The sequence below is a fragment of the Pseudomonas sp. B21-017 genome (genome assembly GCF_024749245.1).
Lineage (GTDB): Bacteria > Pseudomonadota > Gammaproteobacteria > Pseudomonadales > Pseudomonadaceae > Aquipseudomonas.
Map to the genome: position 1 here is coordinate 6,083,339 of NZ_CP087194.1, position 18,844 is coordinate 6,102,182.

Consider the following 18,844-nt stretch of genomic DNA (forward strand, 5'->3'; position numbering starts at 1 on the left):
AGCTCTCGAATGGGACGCGGAGCGTCCCGGGCTGCATTCCTTTGCTGCGCGTGGGAACGATCAGGTCCGCGATGAACTGAAGGACGCCATCTGTTCCTGCACTCGAATCAGAAGCTGTTCAGCACTTTCCAACAACTGCGCCAACAGCGCCGGATCTTCATCCATATAGCCTTCGTACTCCGCCAGGTTTCGTCGCTCATGACACAGGGCGAATAGCCGAACCTGTACTTTGCCAATATCAGCGGTATGAACCAGGCACTGAAACACCAGATAGCGTTTGTCTGAACGGTAGCCGCACAAACGAAGAGCCGTCAGTGCAAGGGCATGGGCAGCGTTGTATGCCAGGTCGAAACGACTCGCGAAGGAAAGTGAAGACGTTTGGGCGTCCTTCAATCGATCCACAGCCGAACGCATCAGCCCTTCGCATTCCTTGCGATCCGGCGGCTCAGCTTTCAGTCCACCACTACGTAACAGGTTTTCCAGGTTCTCGTTGCTGCCCATCCTTGGACTCCAAAGGGTTTCCCCCCATCAGATTGATCTTGTCCTGCTGCGCTACCCGCACGACAAAACTATTTTCAGCCGCCAGTTTTGCGGCCCAGTCGTCGGGGGTGTAGAGCGTCGGGTTGAGGACGCGGCCCAACTGCTCCTCCATTGGTATAAGCCGCTCCATCACTTCACTGTAGTGCAGGCCCTCGCCGATCAGCATGAGATCAATGTCACTGGATGCGTTTGCCTGATCCTTGGCGATAGAGCCGTACACAAATGCCCAGGTGATCTGTTCGGCAAAGGGTTGAAGCGCCTGACGCAGAGGCTCTGTAATACCAAAGGTTTTGCGGGCAATGCCCAGCAGTTCGGCATAGATCGGGCAGTCGGGATTGGCTTGATAGTGGGTCTGGTTGCCCTGACGGGTCATGGTCAGCACGCCTGCCCGCTGCAACCGATCCAGCTCGCGCATGAGGCTGCCTTTACCCACTTGAGCCCAGCGGGCGATCTCGTTGGCGTAAAAACTTCGGTCGGGTTTACCAAACAGCAGGCCGAGCACTTTTTGCTGGGTGGTGGTGAACAAGGCTTCGCTCAATGACAGGTTTTTCACGGCAACGACCGATAAGTCCCAAAAAAGGAACGATAGGTCCCTTTTTGGGAATCTTCAACCTAATGCAGAAACCTTTGTGGCAAGGGGGCTTGCCCCCGTTCGGCTGCGAAGCAGTCGTAAAACCATTGTTCTCGGTGTACCTGATACACCTCGGTTGCAGGTTTTGGGGCTGCTTCGCAACCCAGCGGGAGCAAGCTCCCTCGCCACAGGAAGGTCCGACAGCCTGAGGTTTTGTGTTTAAAAGTTTGTCGGCAGGAACGGTGTGAGGCTACACAGTCGTGCGTCGCTGCCTACAGCAATGCCGGAAGCCGCTGACTGGTGAGGTTTTGCGTTGATCTTTATCGTTTGTGTGTCGCTGCCAATTCAGCGACCGGGACTGGAAACCCCGATGAGTTACTGGCGCCAAAGCGCCCTTCATAACGTATGCTTGCGCACCTTTCAAAGTGTGCACTCCGTTATGGCGGCTGTGCGCGGGAGACCTTCGGGTCGACCGGGTTGCCGTACCCCGGGTTTCCAGCCTGCGTACAGCTGTCACCCCTTCGTCTTGGAAACCGAATGGGCCAGCTCCAACCCAATACGGTGATTCACTATGTTCAAAGCTACTCCCAACCCCCCGGAAACCGGCGTCGATTCCCAAGCATCACTCGATGCAGAAAAAATGAAGGAAGCCGCCGACCGCGCCTTCTCCCATTACTTCCCGTCACCCCACGACAAACCGGCCAAACGCCGTAAGCCCCGGCTCTTCAACGTCTCCCCCGATATCGACACCGAAGCCCTTCTGGCCAACGCATCCGAAGACCTGCTGTCCATCAGCGCCATTGCAGCCGATCTCGCGGACGATGTGGAAGGCTCACGCCGCTCTGTAGCCTTGGCGCTCAGCCGTTTGGCCGATGGCGTGCAGTTGTTGGTGGAGCGGGTGCTGGATCATCATGAGTCGTTGCAGATGAAGGCTCGGGCCGGGGTTTAACGCACAACCCCCTGTGGCGAGGGAGCTTGCTCCCGTTCGGCTGCGAAGCAGTCGTAAAACCATTGTGCTTGGTGTACCTGACACACATCGATGACAGGTTTTGGGGCCGCTTCGCGACCCAGCGGGAGCAAGCTCCCTCGCCACAGGGTCCGGTCAGACCAGACCCGCATTCACAAGCAGGTCTTCCAGCGCGAGCAAGTCAGGCACCTTGGCCACTTGCTCCCCCACCTGCACCGCCGCCTTTTCCAGCGAACACAACGGCACGTCGACATAACTCAACTGACTATCGAGCTTGTAAGAACGCGGAATCCCCTGCACCAGCAGCGCAATGAACTTCAACTCAGGCCGCCCGCCAAGGGCATTGAGGATGACGATCCGCGCCCGTTCCCCGATCACCACTTTGTTGCCACACGCCGACTCGAAACTGAGCAGTGGAATCTGCCGTTCGCGCCAGGTCACCCGCCCCAGGTACCACGGCGGTGTATCGAGATCGAAAGCCCCCGGCTGATAGTCGATGAGTTCGGCGACGGCGACGTTGGGCAGGATCAGGTTGCGGTCGGCCAGGGGCAGCAGCAAACCGGTGAGGTTGCTGGAGCGGTGCTCATGCATGGGTTTTGCTCCAGCGGGCGATGCTGTCGAGCAGCACCGATTCCTGATACGGCTTGCCGAGGTAGTCGTTGACGCCGATGGCCATGGCGCGGTCGCGGTGTTTTTGACCCGTGCGGGAGGTGATCATGATGATCGGCAGATGCTGCAAGCGTTCGTCGGCGCGCACTTGGGTCGCCACTTCGAAGCCGTCCATGCGTGGCATTTCGATGTCCAGCAGCATCAGGTCGGGCATGTGTTCTTCCAGCAGTAGCATGGCGTCGACACCGTCCTTGGCGGTCAGTACGTTCATGCCGTGGCGCTCCAGCAGACGGCTGGTGACCTTGCGCACGGTGACCGAATCATCGACCACCAGCACCAGCAACGGCCGTTGCGCCTCGGGCTCGACGTCCTGTGTCACCGGTCGTTGCGGCACCTGCGCTTGCATCGCGCGGATCGGCGCCAGCAAGTCGAGAATCAGCACCACCCGACCATCGCCGAGAATCGTCGCACCGGACAAACCCTGCACTGCGGCAAATTGCGGGCCGAGGCTTTTGACCACGATTTCCCGGGTGCCGGCCATGGCGTCCACCTGCACCGCAACGTGCCGTTCGTTGCACTGCACCAGCAATACCGGCAACGGCAGGCTCTGGCCCAGCAGTTTCGGGCGGGTACTGGTTTTCAGCAGATCGCCGAGGTAGCACAGCTCATAGCGTTGCCCGGCGTATTCGTAGCTCGGTGGATCGAGCCGGTAATGCCCTTCGAGTTCGTTGGGCAGCACGCGAACGATGCCATCGATGGTGTTCAGCGGGATCGCGTATTGATCCTCCCCGCACTGCACCATCAGCGCGCGGTTGACCGACACGGTGAACGGCAGGCGAATCCGGAAATGCACGCCCTGCCCCGACGTCGAGTCGATGCTCATGGTCCCGCCGAGCTGCCGGACTTCTTCGTGAACCACGTCCATGCCGACGCCACGCCCGGAGATCTGGGTGATTTTCTCGGCGGTGGAAAACCCCGGTTGCAGGATGAATTGCAGCACGTCGCGATCGCTGATGTCGCTGTCCGGGGCGAGCAAGCCGCGCTTAATCGCCTTGCGCCGCACGGCGTCCAGCGGCACGCCGGCGCCGTCGTCGCAGATGTCGAAAATGATGTCGCCACCCTCTCGCGACAAGTCGAGGGTGATCTTGCCCTGGGCCGGTTTACCGGCCGCGATCCGCACCTCGGCCGATTCCAGCCCATGGTCGACGGCGTTGCGCAGCATGTGCTCCAGCGGCGCGGCCATGCGCTCGAGGACGTTGCGGTCCATCTCGCCTTCGGCGTTGCCAACGATGAACTCCACATCCTTGCCCAGTTCGCTGGAAACCTGACGCACGATGCGTTTCAAACGCGGCAGCATTCGCTCGAACGGCACCATGCGCGTGCGCATCAGGCCTTCCTGCAATTCGGTGTTGATGCGGCCCTGCTGTTGCAGCAGGTTTTCCGCATCCTGATTGCGCCGGTCAAGGGTTTCCTTGAGGTCGAGCAGGTCGGAGGCGGACTCGAACAATGCCCGCGACAGCTGTTGCAACTGCGAGTGACGGTCCATCTCCAGCGGGTCGAACTCTTCATAACCCAGGCGTTCGGCCTCGACTTGCTGACGGCTGAGAATCCGCCCCTGGGTTTCGGTATCGAGGCGGCGCAACTGGTCGCGCATGCGCTCGATGGTGGTTTCCATTTCGCTCAGGGCCACCCGCGCATCGTTGACCTGTTGTTCGATACGGCCACGGAAGATCGAAGTCTCCCCGGCCAGGTTGACCAGGTCGTCGAGCAACTCCGCCGAGACCTTGACCGTGTCGGCGCCTTCGGGTTGCAACGCGGCTGGCTCGGCTTTGGGCGCTGCGGGCATCGCCGCCGGTGTCGGTGTTTCGGGCACCGCCGGGTGGCTGAAATTCTTGATCGCCTCGATCAGCTGATCGGCCGGTGGAAGTGGCTGACCGGCGCGGGTGGCGTCGAGCATCTGCGCCAGTCGGTCATGGCTGCTTTGCAACAGCGTGAACAGCGCCGCGGTCGGTTGCAGCGCGCCAGCGGACAAGCCTTCGTAGAGGAATTCCAGCTCATGGGCCAGGTCGCCGATCGTCGCGATTTCCACCATTCGCGCGCCACCCTTGAGGGTATGCAGGTCGCGCAGCAGGGTTTCCACTTCCTGACGATTCGAAGGCTCGGCCTGCCAGCGCAACAGCGCCGCGCCGGAGTTTTCGATGATGTCGAAACCTTCTTCGAGGAAGATGTCCAGAAGCTCGGGATCATGCCCCGGCGAGTCGTTGCTGGCCGCCGGTTCGATCACCTCGGCACTGCCGGCATTACCCAGACGAAACTCACGAATGGCCTCGATCAATTCGCCCGGATCGCCCAACGGACGGTTGTGCTGCAACTGTTCGAGGAACACGGCCAGTCGGTCATGGCTCTGTTGCAGCAACTGCGCCAGCGCTTCGCTGTGGCTGTAACGGCGGTCCACCAGGCCTTCGTAAAGGCTTTCCAGTTCATGGGCCAGATCGCCGACCGGCTCGACCTCGGCCATCCGCGCACCGCCCTTGAGGGTGTGCAAATCGCGCTGTAAAGACAGTAGCGGCGCGGCGTTTTCCGGGTCGCTCAACCAGCGATGCAAGGCCTGGCCGGCGCTTTCAAGGATATCCACCGCTTCCTCAAGAAAGATCGAAACGATTTCGTCGTCCAGATCCACCTCAGTCGCGGCCTGCTCCAGCTCGGCCGTGGCGCTGCCCAGTTCTCGAATACTCAGGGTGCGGCTGCCATCACTGCGAATCAGGCCCATGGAGGATGGGTCGAGACTCTCATCCAGCAAGTCGCGCAGGGCCCGCACCCGCTGCGGTTGCGCAGTGACTTCCTGGCCGGCAGCCAGTTCATCGAGCATGTTGATCAGCGCTTCGTGGGCACTTTGTGCTTCGTGGAAGAACCTGTCGCTGACCGCCAGGCTGCTTTCTTCCACAGCGCCATAGAGATCGAGCAAGGCTTCACAGAGTTCATCCACCGGATGCAGGTCGGCCAGGTGCGCGCCTTCGCCGAGTGTCGTCAATTCGTCCAGCAGTGCGCTGAGTTCCTGGCGCTCGCCGGGATGCTGCTGCCAGCGCTGCAACAGGCTTTCGGCGTCCAGCAGGATGTCCATGCCCTGGGCGAGGAAGTTGTTGATCAGTTGCGGGGCGCGTTTGATCCGCAGCCCCGTGCCGGGCGCGCTCGACAGACTTTGCAGATGTTCGGCCAGCAATGTCCGGGTGCGTTCAATCAACGAACGGGCGCCGGGGATTTCGGCCAGCGGGTCGCTCTTGAGCTGTCGCAGCCCCAGGCGGAACAAGCCTTCGGCTTCCAGCAGCAACTCGACTTCGTCGAGGTCGAGGGCAATCCGGTGCGCCTTGTACTCCCGGGCCAGTTGATCCAGCGACGCCGCCAGCTCGGCAATCGGCAGCACGCCGGCCATCGACGCGCTGCCCTTGAGGGTGTGCAAGGCTCGCTGCAACTCGTCGCTGGCCTGCAGCGGTACGTGCTCGGCGGCCTGATCGAGGAAGCGATTGAGGCTGTTCAAATGGGTTTCGGCTTCGTTGCGGAAGATCTCCAGCAACAGCGGATCGAGCGCCGCGACATCCTGCGCGTCCTCATCGGACAGCGGCTCATCACCCTTGGCGAGGGCATGGGCGCGGGCAGCCAATTGATCGACATCGTTGCGCTGGCGCTGGGCGTTGGCGGCGAACTCGGCCACCAGTTCCGGCAGCAACTTCAGCGCGTCGCCCACCAGTTGCTGCACTGCAGGCAAAGGTGCAACGCTGTGTTCAAGCACGCGGTTGAGCAGGTTTTCCACCGCCCAGGCCAGCTCGCCCAGCACCAACGCGCGGACCATCCGGCCACTGCCCTTGAGGGTGTGGAAGGCGCGGCGTAATTCACTCAAAACCGATGTGCTGTCGGGATTGGCCGACCAGAGCGGCAGGTACTCCTGGAGGATTTCCAGAACCTCGTCGGTTTCTTCGAGGAAGACTTCCCGCAGTTCATCGTCCACCGGTTGTTCATCGGCGGGCGGCGGCAACAGACTACCGGGCATCGTCAGTGCCGGCGGGTTGACGGACGACACCGGGCTGGCCAGTACATCGGCCAACGACTGGACGGTTTCGGGGTCGTCCAGCTCCTGCATGTCCTGCATCACCAGGGCTTCACTGGGGCTGAGCACATCCTCAAGCTTCGGCACGTGCTGTTCGCTGGGGAAACAGCCGAGTGCGGCCAGGCCTTTTTCCGCAACGTCGAGCAGTTGTTCACCGGGCGCTTCGGGGTCGTCGCTGAGGCGCTCCAGGTAATACTCGATGCTGGTGATGACGTCAGCCAGGCTGTCCAGTTGCTGCCAGCCGGGCTGCCCCGGGTCCACCAATAGATGCTCGCGGATGAAACCGTTACAGGCCTCGACCAGGCTCGCCGCGCGGGCCAACGGAATCATCGCCAGCGCACCGCGCACTTGGGTCAGCAATGCCGGCAACGGTTGCAAATGCTGACGGTCCCAGTCGGCGTCGATGTAGTCGACGATCATGTCCTTGGCCTGCTGCAGGCAGATGCGCGCTTCCTTGATCACGATCTGGTGGATCTGCGTCAGGTCGGTGGTCGGCAGACGGCTGTCTTCCTGGCTTTCCGGCTCCACGGTGCCGACCATGCCGGCCAGGGTCGCTTCGACGTAGAGCAAGGCCCCGGCGACGTCCATGAGGGTCGCGTCGTTAGGTTCGCGCTGGCCCTGGGCGAGGCTCAGCACCACCGCCAGTTGATCGATGATGACCTTGCGCGGCTGGCCGAAACCGAGCACCGCCAGGGTGTCGGCGATTTGCCGCAGGGGCGCCAGCAGGCTTTCGAGGTCCGAGGTGTGCTGGCGGTCGCTGCGCACGAACAGGTCCAGGCGCTCCTTGACCCGCACCAGCTCTTCGCACAACGCCGCCAATACCGAACGCATGGCATCGCGATCAGGGCCGGCCAGCCTCGCCCGTTCTTCATCGACCATCGCACTGTCGGGTAGCGCGTCGTCCAGTGAGTAGCGATCTTTCATGGTCAGCATCTGCCCGGTGGGGTGTTCGGCCTTGGCAATATAGAACAACAAACTCTTGAGCAGCTCTGGCGGTGCCGGTTGATTGATCGCGGGCATGCCTTGTTCGAGCAGACGCTTGAGCTCTTTGTCGGCCTCCTTGAACAGGCTGCGCAACGCGGGGCTGTTGGCGATCGAGCCATTGCGCATGCCTTCGACCAGCGCCGAAGCGACGTGCCATAACGGGCTCAGCGGCGCATTGCCGCACAGCCCTTCAAGGCGTGCAAAAACCCTGGACAGGTAAGCCAAGTGGGTTTCGTCATCCTGCTCGCGCAGCAAGCCGACCAGCGCCATCTGCAGCATTTGCCGCAACTTGCGCAGCACATTCGGCAAGTCGGACGGCTCCAGCAGCGCCAGGGCTTCTTCGCTCAGGGGCGGCAGTTCCGGCAGTTGCGGGCTGAACAGGCTGGTTTCCGACAACAGGCTTTCGCCACGGGCACTGCGCAGGTCGTTGATCAGCGGCAACACCACCAGCGGCAGGTCACGCCGGGCGCCTTGCACCCGGTCGAGGTAAGTCGGCAATTGCCCCAGGGCATGCAGCAGCAAACGAATGGCCTCGTCGCGATGGCTGACGCGGTTCTGCTGCAAGGCGCTGGTCAGTTGCTCGATCTCTTCGGCGAGCAGCGCCGCGCCGTAGAACTCGACCATCTGCAAACTGCCGTGCACCTGATGGACACAGGCCAGGCACTCACTCAGCGCGTGCGTCGCCTGCGGGTCGTCGATCAGGGTTTCGATCGCCCGATGAGCCTGCTTCAGCGTTTCGGCAATCTCGCCCTTGACCCATTCGAGGGCCACATAGTCGTGCCGATCACCCATAACTACTCCAATCAAATGCATACGCCCTGAGGCGGTTCAAGCGTTGTCCGCAGCTTGCGCAGGCTTGGCCGGCAAGGTGAAACCGGACACCGAACGCCGCAGCTGGCTGGCCATTTTCGCCAGGTTGCCAATGCTCTCGGCAGTGGCGGTGGAGCCGGACGAGGTCTGCGTGGTGATCTGCTGGATCACGTTCATCGTCAGGGAAATCTGGCCGGCCGAAGACGTCTGTTGCTGCGCGGCGTTGGAAATACTCTGGATCAATGCCGCGAGGGTCTTCGATACGCCTTCGATTTCTTCCAGGGCCACTCCGGCATCCTGCGCCAGACGCGCGCCGCGCACCACTTCGGTGGTGGTCTGCTCCATGGAAATCACCGCTTCGTTGGTGTCGGTCTGAATTGCCCGCACCAGCGTTTCGATCTGCCGGGTCGCCGCGGACGAGCGCTCGGCCAGCCGCTGTACTTCGTCGGCCACCACCGCAAAACCGCGCCCGGCGTCACCGGCCATGGACGCCTGAATGGCCGCGTTGAGGGCGAGGATGTTGGTCTGATCGGCAATGTCATCGATCAAGCTGACAATGTCGCCGATTTCCTGAGAAGACTCACCGAGGCGCTTGATGCGCTTGGCGGTGTCCTGGATCTGCTCGCGAATATTGTCCATGCCGTGGATGGTGTTGTGCACCACTTCGTTGCCCTTGTTGGCAATTTCCACCGAGCGCTCGGCCACCGCTGAGGATTCGGCGGCATTGGCCGAGACCTGATCGATGGACTCGGCCATGTCGTTGATCGCCATGGAGGCTTCGGAAATCTGCTGCGCCTGATGCTCCGAGGCCTGGGCCAGGTGCATCGCGGTGGCCTGGGTTTCCTGCACGGCGGCGGCGACCTGGCCGGCGGTGAGGTTGATGGTCGCCACCAGATCGCGCAACTGGTCGACGGAATAGTTGATCGAGTCGGCGATGGTCCCGGTGAAGTCTTCGGTCACCGAGGCGGTCACGGTCAGGTCACCGTCGGCCAGGTCTTCAATTTCGTCCAGCAGGCGCATGATCGCGCTCTGATTGCGCTCGTTCTTCTCAGCGGTTTCACGCAACTGACGGTTGGTTTCGCGCACCATCACCAGGCCAATGAGAATGATCGACATCAACGCGAGCAAACCCAGCACGTAGCCGCCGATGGTATCGGTGTTGCGCCCGCCGGCGAGGTTTTCGAAACGGCTGGCCAAGTGCGAAGCTTCATCGAGCAGGGTTTGCGACAGGGTAAAAATGTTGCTGGCCGATTCGCGGACCTTGAACAGCTCCGGCGAGGTTTCGAGGATTTCGTCCACCGAACCCGAGACGAATTCGAACAGTTCGGAAATCTCGGTCAACCGGGCACGGGCATCGCGGTCTTCGACCTGGCTGATTTTCAGCGCCGCATTGCCCTGAAGCATGCCGTTGAGCACCTGGCCAAAACGCGCCGCATCGCGACCGAAGGCGTCGGCGGCCTGCTGCGAGTTTTCGTCGCCGGACAGCACGGTGTTCACTGCACCGAGAATCCGCTCGGCCAGCAGCGACTGACGCTGGGCCATCGCCACCTGAGCGGCCGGGGCGCCACGTTGCAGGAGGGTTTCGACGACCTTTTCGTACTCGACCTGCAATTGCGGCACGGTTTCGGCCAGCGTCGCGGCGACTTGATGCAATGACAACACGGTCTGTTCGCTGGAGAGAATGGCGTCGGTGTTTTTCAGCAGCCGCTCCCAATCCAGCTGTACCGCGCGCATTTCCGGGCGCACGGTGGACGGTGCCGGCGGCAGGCCGGTGGAGGGATCGCCTTTCTTCAGATAGCCCCAACGCAGGGCGAAGTCGTTGCGCGCATCGCTGAGCAACTTGAACGCCGCGGCCTTGCCAGCGGCGGCTTCGGTGGCGTTCTTGGCGATGCGTTGCGACAGCACCCGCAGCTCACCGGCGTGGCCGATGTACTGCTTGTCGTAATTCGCCTGGGTGTTGAGGTACGCGAAGTTGGCGAACAGCAGCATGATGAAGATGATCAGCGCGATGAACAGCACGATGATCTGCGACCGGCTGCGCGACCCTTCCGGCGTACCTGCGTTTGCTTTAATCATCGGTCCTCGCCTGTCCTGCCCAATTCAACCTACTCCCCGGCTACAGCGCTACATTCATGAAACCTTGCGACTGCGCCAACGCAAACGGGCTGAACACCTGCCAATTCTGTTCACGCTGAAAGCGGCCTTTGACGAACGGCGCGATCGGCCCCTGCAGCTCGTCCATGGGCACCGGCTCCAGGCTGTCCTGGGCAAAGTGCTGCAAGCCGAAGACCTCATCGACCAGCAACCCGGCGAACACGTCGTTGTGCTCCACCACCAGTATCCGCCGCTGCTTGCGCAGGGCCGACAGTTCATGGCCGGCCTCATAACCATAAAAGAAGCCGTACACATCCATGATCGGCAGCAGCCGCCCACGCAGGTTCGCTACGCCCTTGACCCAGGGCTTGACCCCCGGCATTTGGGTAACGCGCGGTTCGTGCAGGACTTCGCTGACTTCGCCCATGGGCGCGACGTACCCGTGCTCGCCCAAGCGAAAACCGATGCCGCTCCAGCTGTCCTGTCGAGTCGGCTGGGACGGCAGGTCCGCCGCCAGCAGACGACAACGTTGATCAATCTGCAGCAGCAGTTCGAAGGCCGTCAGCGACTCGGTCATGGCCGGACGATCAACCGGCCAGCACGTTGTTCAGCGTCTTGATCAGGGTGTCTTCATCGACCGGTTTGGTCAGGTAGTCCTTGGCGCCCTGGCGCGTGCCCCAGACTTTGTCGGTTTCCTGATCCTTGGTGGTGATGATGATCACCGGGATGTGCCCGGTTTCCGGGTCTTTGGTCAGCTGACGGGTCGCCTGGAAACCGTTGAGGCCGGGCATGACGATGTCCATCAGTACCGCGTCGGGTTTTTCCTGACGGGCCAGGGCCACGCCGTCGGCGCCGTTTTCGGCTTTCAACACTTCATGACCGTGCTTTTCGAGCATGCCGGTCAGTTTGTACATTTCGGTCGGCGAATCATCGACGATCAGAATACGTGCCATGGTCTTCCCCATTCTTGTCGACGCAAGGCCCACTGGCCGAGCGTCACTGTGCGTGTCCTACTGCGGCGAAACGACAGCAAAGCCCGGTACGTGGGCCTGAATCGCGTTCAGCAGTTCTTCCTTGCTGAAAGGCTTGGTCAAAAACTGGTCGGAGCCGACGATCCGCCCCTTGGCCTTGTCGAACAACCCGTCCCTGGACGACAGCATAATCACTGGCGTGGACTTGAACGCACTGTTGTTCTTGATCAACGCGCAGGTCTGATAGCCATCCAGACGCGGCATCATGATGTCGACAAAGATGATGCCTGGGTGATTGTCGGCAATCTTGGCCAGGGCATCGAAACCATCGATTGCGGTGATGACTTCACAGCCCACGTTTTTCAACAGCGTTTCGGCGGTGCGACGAATCGTTTTCGAATCATCGATCACCATGACCTTCAAGGCGCTGGAATGCTGTTCCATAGGGGCTCTACCGTCGCCTTTGTGAATCAATTTGTCCGTTTGCGGCCCGAAACCCTTGATACTCAAGGGCCAAGACGGCATGGCAGCCTTTTTAGCACAGTCTCCCCGTCCAATCTATCGGGTGACCTGTGCGGTGGTTTTTCCTTGACCGGGAACCCACTCAGCGCCACTCTGACGCCACTTTTTCATCGCACTTTCCACCCCAATTTCGAGGAAAACCCCATGAGCGTTCGCGTCGGGATTGTCATGGATCCTATCGCCAGCATCTCCTATAAAAAGGATAGCTCGCTGGCCATGCTGCTGGCCGCGCAAAAGCGTGGCTGGGAACTGTTCTATATGGAACAGCGCGATTTGTATCAGGCCGAGGGCCAGGCGCGCGCGCGGATGCGTCCGCTGAAAGTCTTCGCCGACCCGCACAAGTGGTTCGAGCTGGGCGCCGAATCCGACGCATTGCTGAGTGACCTGGACGTGATCCTGATGCGCAAGGATCCGCCGTTCGACATGGAGTTCGTCTACTCCACTTACCTGCTGGAGCAAGCCGAGAACGCTGGCGTGCTGGTGGTCAACAAGCCGCAAAGCCTACGTGACTGCAACGAGAAGCTGTTCGCCACGCTGTTCCCGCAGTGCACGCCGCCGACCATCGTCAGCCGTCGCCCGGACGTGTTGCGTGAATTCGCCGACCATCACGGTGACGTGATCCTCAAGCCGCTGGACGGCATGGGCGGTTCGTCGATCTTCCGTCATACCGCCGGCCACCCGAACCTGTCGGTGATCCTCGAAACCCTGACCCTGCATGGCAAGCAGCAGATCATGATCCAGGGCTACCTGCCGGCGATCGTTGATGGCGACAAGCGCATCCTGATGATCGACGGCGAGCCTGTGGATTATTGCCTGGCGCGGATTCCGGCAGCAGGCGAAACCCGTGGCAACCTCGCCGCCGGTGGCCGTGGCGAAGCCCGACCGCTGACCGAGAAAGATCGCTGGATCGCCGCGCAAGTCGGCCCGACCCTGCGCGAGAAGGGCTTGCTGTTCGTCGGTCTCGACGTGATCGGTGAGCACCTGACCGAAATCAACGTCACCAGCCCGACCTGCATTCGCGAGATCGATAACGCGTTCGGCACCGACATCGGCGGCCAGTTGATGGATGCCATCGATCAGAAGCTCAAGGCTCGTTGATCGAGAACAGCCAAGAGACAACCAACATTGCGTTATCATCGCCGGCCTGTAAAAAACGCGATGTTGGTTTTCTTGTCATGACACTCCCGTCCGATCTGCCCCCTGAACTCGCCCATCGTGGCGTGCGCCCGGCCGATCGCCTCGGTTTTACCCTGTTTCTCGCGGCACTGATTCACCTGGCCTTGCTGTTGGGCGTCGGGTTCACCATGGTCGAACCCAAGCAAATCAGCAAAACCCTGGAAATCACCCTCGCCACCTTCAAAAGCGAAACCAAGCCGAAAAAAGCCGATTTCCTCGCTCAAGAGAATCAGCAAGGCAGCGGCACCCTGGATAAAAAGGCCATTCCAAAGACCACCGAGGTCGCGCCCTTCCAGGACAACAAGGTGCAGACGGTCACTCCGCCGCCAACCGCCAAACCCCAAGTGCAGGAAGCCGCGCCCAAGGCCGCCGTGACGACTGTCGCGCCGAAGCCGAAAAAAGCCGCGACCAAGCAGGAAGACGTCAAGACCGAGACCAAGCCCAAGGTCGAAGCACCGACCTTCGACAGCTCACAGTTGTCCAGCGACATCGCCAGCCTGGAAGCGGAACTGGCCAACGAGCAACAGCTGTACGCCAAACGCCCGCGCATCCACCGCTTGAGCGCCGCGTCGACCATGCGCGACAAGGGTGCCTGGTACAAGGATGAATGGCGCAAGAAGGTCGAGCGCATCGGCAACCTCAACTACCCCGACGAGGCCCGACGCAAACAGATTTATGGCAATTTGCGCCTGATGGTCTCGATCAATCGAGACGGCTCGCTGTATGAAGTATTGGTGCTGGAATCGTCCGGCCAACCGCTGCTGGATCAGGCGGCGCAGCGCATCGTGCGGCTGGCCGCGCCGTTCGCACCGTTTACCGGGGATCTGTCGGACATCGACCGCCTGGAAATCATCCGCACCTGGAGGTTTGCGCGCGGGGACCGGTTGTCCAGTAATTAGCCGGAAGATTTGCAGTGATCGAGCCAATGCCTTCGCGGGCAAGCCCGGATCAAAAAGACACCTGCACAGGCATTTCCTGTGCATCCTCAGCTTGTCAGTTCGCCCCTCCAACGCCACACTAGCGCTCATGAAGAACGTCAGCCCCAGCTACCTCAAGCATCACTTCCTGATCGCCATGCCCCACATGGCCGACCCGAACTTTGCGCACACCTTGACCTACATCGTCGAGCACACGGCCAATGGTGCCATGGGGCTGGTGGTCAACCGTCCGCAGGACCTGAACCTGGCCGATATCCTCGAGCAATTGCGCCCCGATATCGAACCGCCAGTGCTCTGCCAGCACGTGCCGATCTTTATCGGCGGCCCGGTGCAAACCGATCGCGGCTTTGTCCTGCACCCGTCGGGAAAAACCTATCAGGCTACCGTTGATCTGGATGGCGAGTTGTCGCTGTCGACCTCCCAGGACGTGCTGTTCGCCATCGCCGATGGCGTCGGCCCCGCGAAAAGTTTGATCACCCTCGGCTATGCCGGTTGGGAAGCCGGGCAACTGGAAGCCGAACTGGCCGACAACGCCTGGCTGACTTGCCCGTTCCATGCCGACATCCTGTTCAACACCAGCAGCGAGTTACGTCTCGAAGCGGCGGCCAAGCACCTGGGTATCAACCTCAGCCTGCTCACCAGCCAGGCGGGGCACGCCTGATGGCCCTGCGGCTGATTCTGGGTTTCGACTACGGCACCAAGCAGATCGGCGTTGCGGTCGGCCAGGTGATTACCGGCCAGGCCCGCGAGCTGTGCACCTTGAAGGCACAAAATGGCATTCCCGACTGGAATCAGGTCGAAGCCCTGATCAAAGAGTGGAAACCCGACGCCGTGGTGGTCGGCCTGCCGTTGAACATGGACGGCACGCCCAGCGACATGTGCCTGCGGGCCGAAAAATTCGCCCGGCGCCTGAACGGCCGCTACAACCTGCCCTTCTATACTCACGACGAGCGCCTGACCACCTTCGAGGCCAAGGGCGAACGCCTGGTCCGTGGCGGCCAGAAAGGCAGTTACCGCGACAACCCGGTCGATGCCATCGCCGCCGCCCTGCTACTGCAAGGCTGGCTCGACGAAAACACCGCACTGTTCGAATCCTCAAGCACCTGATCCTGACGAGTCGCTGCGCGTCTCTTTTAGCTACAACCCGAGCCCCCACCCAGGCGCTCTACCCCAAAAGCAGGGCTCGGGACCAAGAAGGAGCAAACCATGAGCCTGCCTAATCCCGCCGAACTGATCAGCCAGATGGCGATCCGTCTCAAGGCTTACCTGGAAAACCGTGGCATCAGCGAACCGCGTTATATCGGTATTCGGACCGGTGGCATCTGGGTCGCTCAGGCGTTGCTCAAGGAGTTGGGCAGCGACGCGCCGCTGGGCACCCTTGATGTGTCCTTCTACCGCGACGACTTCAGCCAGAGCGGCCTGCACCCGCAAGTACGCCCTTCGGCGCTGCCCTTCGAGATCGAAGGCCAGCATCTGGTGCTGATCGACGACGTACTGATGAGTGGTCGGACCATCCGCGCCGCGATGAACGAACTGTTCGACTACGGCCGCCCGGCCAGCGTGACGCTGGTGTGCCTGCTGGACCTGGACGCCGCTGAGCTGCCGATCCGCCCGAATATAGTCGGAGCGACCCTGTCACTGGCGGCCCACGAACGGGTGAAGTTGTCCGGTCCGGAACTCAAGCTCGAACTGCAAGACCTCGCCCTTTAATTCGCCCTATTGAGAGTCCCCCTCGCGATGACGCCTCTAGAAACCAAGCGCCCGCTGCAGCTCAATGATCAGGGCCAGCTACGCCACTTCCTCTCGCTCGACGGTTTGCGCCGCGAGCTGCTGACGGAAATCCTCGACACCGCCGACTCGTTCCTCGAAGTCGGCGCCCGGGCGGTGAAAAAAGTCCCGTTGTTGCGCGGCAAGACCGTGTGCAATGTGTTCTTCGAGAACTCCACCCGCACCCGCACCACCTTCGAACTGGCAGCCCAGCGGCTGTCGGCTGACGTGATCACCCTGAACGTGTCCACGTCATCGGCGAGCAAGGGCGAAACCCTGCTCGACACCCTGCGCAACCTCGAAGCCATGGCCGCCGACATGTTCGTCGTGCGTCACGGTGATTCTGGCGCGGCGCACTTCATTGCCGAACATGTCTGCCCGCAAGTGGCGATCATCAACGGTGGCGACGGCCGTCACGCGCACCCGACCCAGGGCATGCTCGACATGCTCACCATTCGTCGGCACAAGGGTGGCTTCGAAAACCTCTCGGTGGCCATCGTCGGCGACATCCTGCACTCGCGGGTGGCGCGCTCGAACATGCTGGCCCTGAAAACCCTCGGCTGCCCGGACATCCGCGTGATCGCGCCGAAAACCCTGCTGCCGATCGGCATCGAGCAATACGGTGTGAAGGTCTACACCGACATGACCGAAGGCCTGAAAGACGTCGACGTAGTGATCATGCTGCGCTTGCAGCGTGAGCGCATGACCGGCGGCCTGCTGCCGAGCGAAGGCGAGTTCTACCGCCTGTTCGGCCTGACCACCGCGCGCCTGGCCGGTGCCAAACCCGATGCCATCGTGATGCACCCTGGGCCGATCAATCGTGGGGTGGAGATTGAGTCGGCGGTGGCCGACGGTCCGCACTCGGTGATTCTCAACCAAGTGACCTACGGCATCGCGATTCGTATGGCCGTGCTGTCCATGGCCATGAGCGGGCAAACAGCCCAGCGCCAATTCGAGCAGGAGAACGCCCAGTGAAGCTCAGCATTCTCGGCGCACGCGTTATCGATCCGGCCAGCGGCCTGGATCAAGTGACTGACATCCATGTTGAAGCCTGCAAGATCGTCGCCCTTGGCGCCGCTCCGGCCGGTTTTGTTGCCGTCGACACCATCGACGCCAAGGGCCTGGTGGCCGCCCCGGGCCTGGTTGACCTGAACGTTGCCCTGCGCGAGCCGGGCTACAGCCGCAAAGGCTCGATCGCCAGCGAAACCCGCGCAGCTGCCGCCGGCGGCGTGACCAGCCTGTGCTGCCCGCCGAAAACCAAACCGGTGCTGGACACCTCGGCCGTGGCCGAATTGATCCTCGACCGTGCTCGTGAGGCCGGCAACACCAAAGTTTTCCCGATCGGCGCCCTGAGCAAAGGCCTGGACGGCGAGCAGCTGGCCGAACTGGTCGCCTTGCGCGATGCCGGCTGCGTGGCTTTCGGCAATGGCCTGGAGAGCTTCCGCAACACCCGCACCCTGTGCCGGGCGCTGGAGTACGCGGCGACGTTCGACCTGACGGTGATTTTCAACTCGCAGGATCACGACTTGGCCGAAGGTGGCCTGGCCCATGAAGGCCCGACCGCAAGCTTCCTCGGTCTGCCGGGCATTCCGGAAACCGCCGAAACCGTGGCCCTGGCCCGGGATCTGCTGCTGGTCGAGCAAAGCGGCGTACGTGCGCACTTCAGCCAGCTCACCAGCGCGCGCGGCGTAGCGCTGATCGCTCAGGCCCAGGCTCGCGGGCTGAAGGTCACGGCGGATGTGGCGTTGTATCAACTGATCCTCACCGACGAAGCGCTGATCGACTTCAGCAGCCTCTATCACGTCCAGCCGCCGCTGCGCACCCGCGCCGACCGCGACGGCCTGCGGGCAGCGGTGAAGTCCGGTGTGGTATCCGCCATCTCCAGCCATCACCAGCCCCATGAGCGCGACGCCAAGCTGGCACCGTTCGGCGCGACCGAACCGGGCATCAGCAGCGTTGAACTGCTGCTGCCGCTGGCGATGACCTTGGTGGAAGACGGTTTGCTCGACCTGCCGACGCTGTTGGCACGCCTGAGTGCCGGCCCTGCCGAGGCGTTGCGCCTGCCGGCAGGGAAATTGGCAGTAGGTGGCGCGGCAGACATCGTGCTGTTTGACCCGACGGCCTCGACCGTGGCCGGTGAAACCTGGCTGTCCAAGGGCGAAAACTGCCCGTTCATTGGCCACAGCCTGCCGGGCGTGGTGCGTTATACCCTGGTGGATGGGCGGATCAGCCACCAGGCGTAAAACCCTGTGGCGAGGGAGCTTGCTCCCTCGCCACTACTTACTGGAAGGCGCCTCTGTTCTGCGCGTTACGAATTGAAATCTGATCGTTCAGCGTCCAGAAGTCATACAACACCCCAGAAAGAACAACCCGCCCGTGACCAGGTACAGCAACCCGCTGATCCACTTCCCCTGATACATCCGGTGTACGCCGAATACCCCAAGGAACGTCAGCAGAATCCACGCGACGTTGTATTCGATGGGGCCGGCGGTAAAGCGCAGGTCTGCTTCACGATCCATGGCCGGAATCAGGAACACGTCGATCAACCAGCCAATACCCAGCAGGCCCAAGGTCAAAAACCAGATCGTCCCGGTCACAGGCTTGCCGTAATAGAAGCGGTGAGCCCCGGTAAAACCGAAAATCCACAGCAGGTAACCGATCACTTTGCTGTGCGTGTCTTGTTGTGAAACGGGTTGTCGATAGGTGTTCATGGATGGCCTCGATTCACGCGATAGAGAAATATTCTTGAATTCTTTGTGACTTTTTTACAGGCAGCCGACATACGGCGAATGC

At 61.5% G+C, this 18,844-nt stretch carries 16 protein-coding genes and 1 pseudogene; 8 read left to right on the forward strand and 9 right to left on the reverse strand.

Features of this window, described 5'->3' with window-relative positions; all coding sequences use genetic code 11:
* Nucleotides 1-60: 60 nt before the first annotated feature.
* Both LOY28_RS27700 and LOY28_RS27705 read right to left on the reverse strand, forming a co-directional pair.
* Nucleotides 61-501, reverse strand: a complete 441-nt coding sequence (locus tag LOY28_RS27700; protein WP_111452973.1) for a hypothetical protein — start codon at nt 499-501, stop codon at nt 61-63.
* Entirely contained in the window at nt 464-1,093 is a 630-nt protein-coding gene (locus LOY28_RS27705; RefSeq protein ID WP_111452974.1) for a nucleotidyltransferase domain-containing protein, read from the reverse strand. Before LOY28_RS27705 ends, LOY28_RS27700 begins: the two co-directional genes overlap by 38 nt.
* Before the next feature lie 589 nt (nt 1,094-1,682).
* Between LOY28_RS27705 and LOY28_RS27710 the strand changes: the two genes are divergently transcribed.
* A complete protein-coding gene (locus LOY28_RS27710) occupies nt 1,683-2,060 on the forward strand; it encodes a DUF6124 family protein (RefSeq protein ID WP_138866439.1) in 378 nt (125 codons plus the stop codon).
* A 153-nt stretch (nt 2,061-2,213) separates the two neighbouring features.
* On the opposite strand, the gene LOY28_RS27715 is transcribed toward LOY28_RS27710, so the two are convergent.
* The 6 genes from LOY28_RS27715 to pilG are packed head-to-tail and all read right to left on the reverse strand — an operon-like array spanning nt 2,214 to nt 12,092.
* Entirely contained in the window at nt 2,214-2,669 is a 456-nt protein-coding gene (locus LOY28_RS27715) for a chemotaxis protein CheW (RefSeq protein WP_018928719.1), read from the reverse strand.
* A complete protein-coding gene (locus LOY28_RS27720) occupies nt 2,662-8,565 on the reverse strand; it encodes an Hpt domain-containing protein (protein WP_258612790.1) in 5,904 nt (1,967 codons plus the stop codon). Before LOY28_RS27720 ends, LOY28_RS27715 begins: the two co-directional genes overlap by 8 nt.
* A gap of 36 nt (nt 8,566-8,601) precedes the next feature.
* Nucleotides 8,602-10,659, reverse strand: coding sequence for a methyl-accepting chemotaxis protein (locus tag LOY28_RS27725; protein WP_018928717.1), 2,058 nt, complete (start codon nt 10,657-10,659; stop codon nt 8,602-8,604).
* A gap of 40 nt (nt 10,660-10,699) precedes the next feature.
* Entirely contained in the window at nt 10,700-11,254 is a 555-nt protein-coding gene (locus tag LOY28_RS27730) for a chemotaxis protein CheW (protein WP_018928716.1), read from the reverse strand.
* Between the two features lie 10 nt (nt 11,255-11,264).
* Nucleotides 11,265-11,630, reverse strand: coding sequence for a twitching motility response regulator PilH (gene pilH, locus LOY28_RS27735; RefSeq protein ID WP_007897961.1), 366 nt, complete (start codon nt 11,628-11,630; stop codon nt 11,265-11,267).
* Between the two features lie 57 nt (nt 11,631-11,687).
* Nucleotides 11,688-12,092 carry a twitching motility response regulator PilG gene (gene pilG, locus LOY28_RS27740; protein WP_007897954.1) on the reverse strand — a complete coding sequence of 135 codons (405 nt, stop codon included), beginning with the start codon at nt 12,090-12,092 and terminating at the stop codon, nt 11,688-11,690.
* 222 nt (nt 12,093-12,314) lie between these two features.
* On the opposite strand from pilG, the gene gshB reads away from it, so the two are divergent.
* From gshB to LOY28_RS27775, 7 genes are all read left to right on the forward strand, one after another.
* Complete coding sequence (gene gshB, locus LOY28_RS27745) at nt 12,315-13,268, forward strand: glutathione synthase (RefSeq protein ID WP_018928715.1); 954 nt, start codon at nt 12,315-12,317, stop codon at nt 13,266-13,268.
* 77 nt (nt 13,269-13,345) lie between these two features.
* Nucleotides 13,346-14,245 (forward strand): energy transducer TonB, encoded by a 900-nt coding sequence (locus LOY28_RS27750; RefSeq protein WP_026286615.1) that lies wholly within the window; start codon nt 13,346-13,348, stop codon nt 14,243-14,245.
* 127 nt (nt 14,246-14,372) lie between these two features.
* Entirely contained in the window at nt 14,373-14,945 is a 573-nt protein-coding gene (locus tag LOY28_RS27755) for a YqgE/AlgH family protein (protein WP_018928713.1), read from the forward strand.
* A complete protein-coding gene (gene ruvX, locus LOY28_RS27760; RefSeq protein WP_018928712.1) occupies nt 14,945-15,391 on the forward strand; it encodes a Holliday junction resolvase RuvX in 447 nt (148 codons plus the stop codon). Before LOY28_RS27755 ends, ruvX begins: the two co-directional genes overlap by 1 nt.
* Before the next feature lie 99 nt (nt 15,392-15,490).
* Entirely contained in the window at nt 15,491-15,994 is a 504-nt protein-coding gene (gene pyrR, locus LOY28_RS27765; protein WP_018928711.1) for a bifunctional pyr operon transcriptional regulator/uracil phosphoribosyltransferase PyrR, read from the forward strand.
* 27 nt (nt 15,995-16,021) lie between these two features.
* Nucleotides 16,022-17,026, forward strand: a complete 1,005-nt coding sequence (locus tag LOY28_RS27770) for an aspartate carbamoyltransferase catalytic subunit (protein ID WP_007939362.1) — start codon at nt 16,022-16,024, stop codon at nt 17,024-17,026.
* Nucleotides 17,023-18,294 (forward strand): dihydroorotase, encoded by a 1,272-nt coding sequence (locus LOY28_RS27775; RefSeq protein WP_018928710.1) that lies wholly within the window; start codon nt 17,023-17,025, stop codon nt 18,292-18,294. Before LOY28_RS27770 ends, LOY28_RS27775 begins: the two co-directional genes overlap by 4 nt.
* Nucleotides 18,295-18,331: 37 nt before the next feature.
* Here the strand turns inward: LOY28_RS27775 and LOY28_RS27780 are convergent.
* Nucleotides 18,332-18,762, reverse strand: a pseudogene (locus LOY28_RS27780) (NINE protein).
* Nucleotides 18,763-18,844 lie beyond the last annotated feature (82 nt).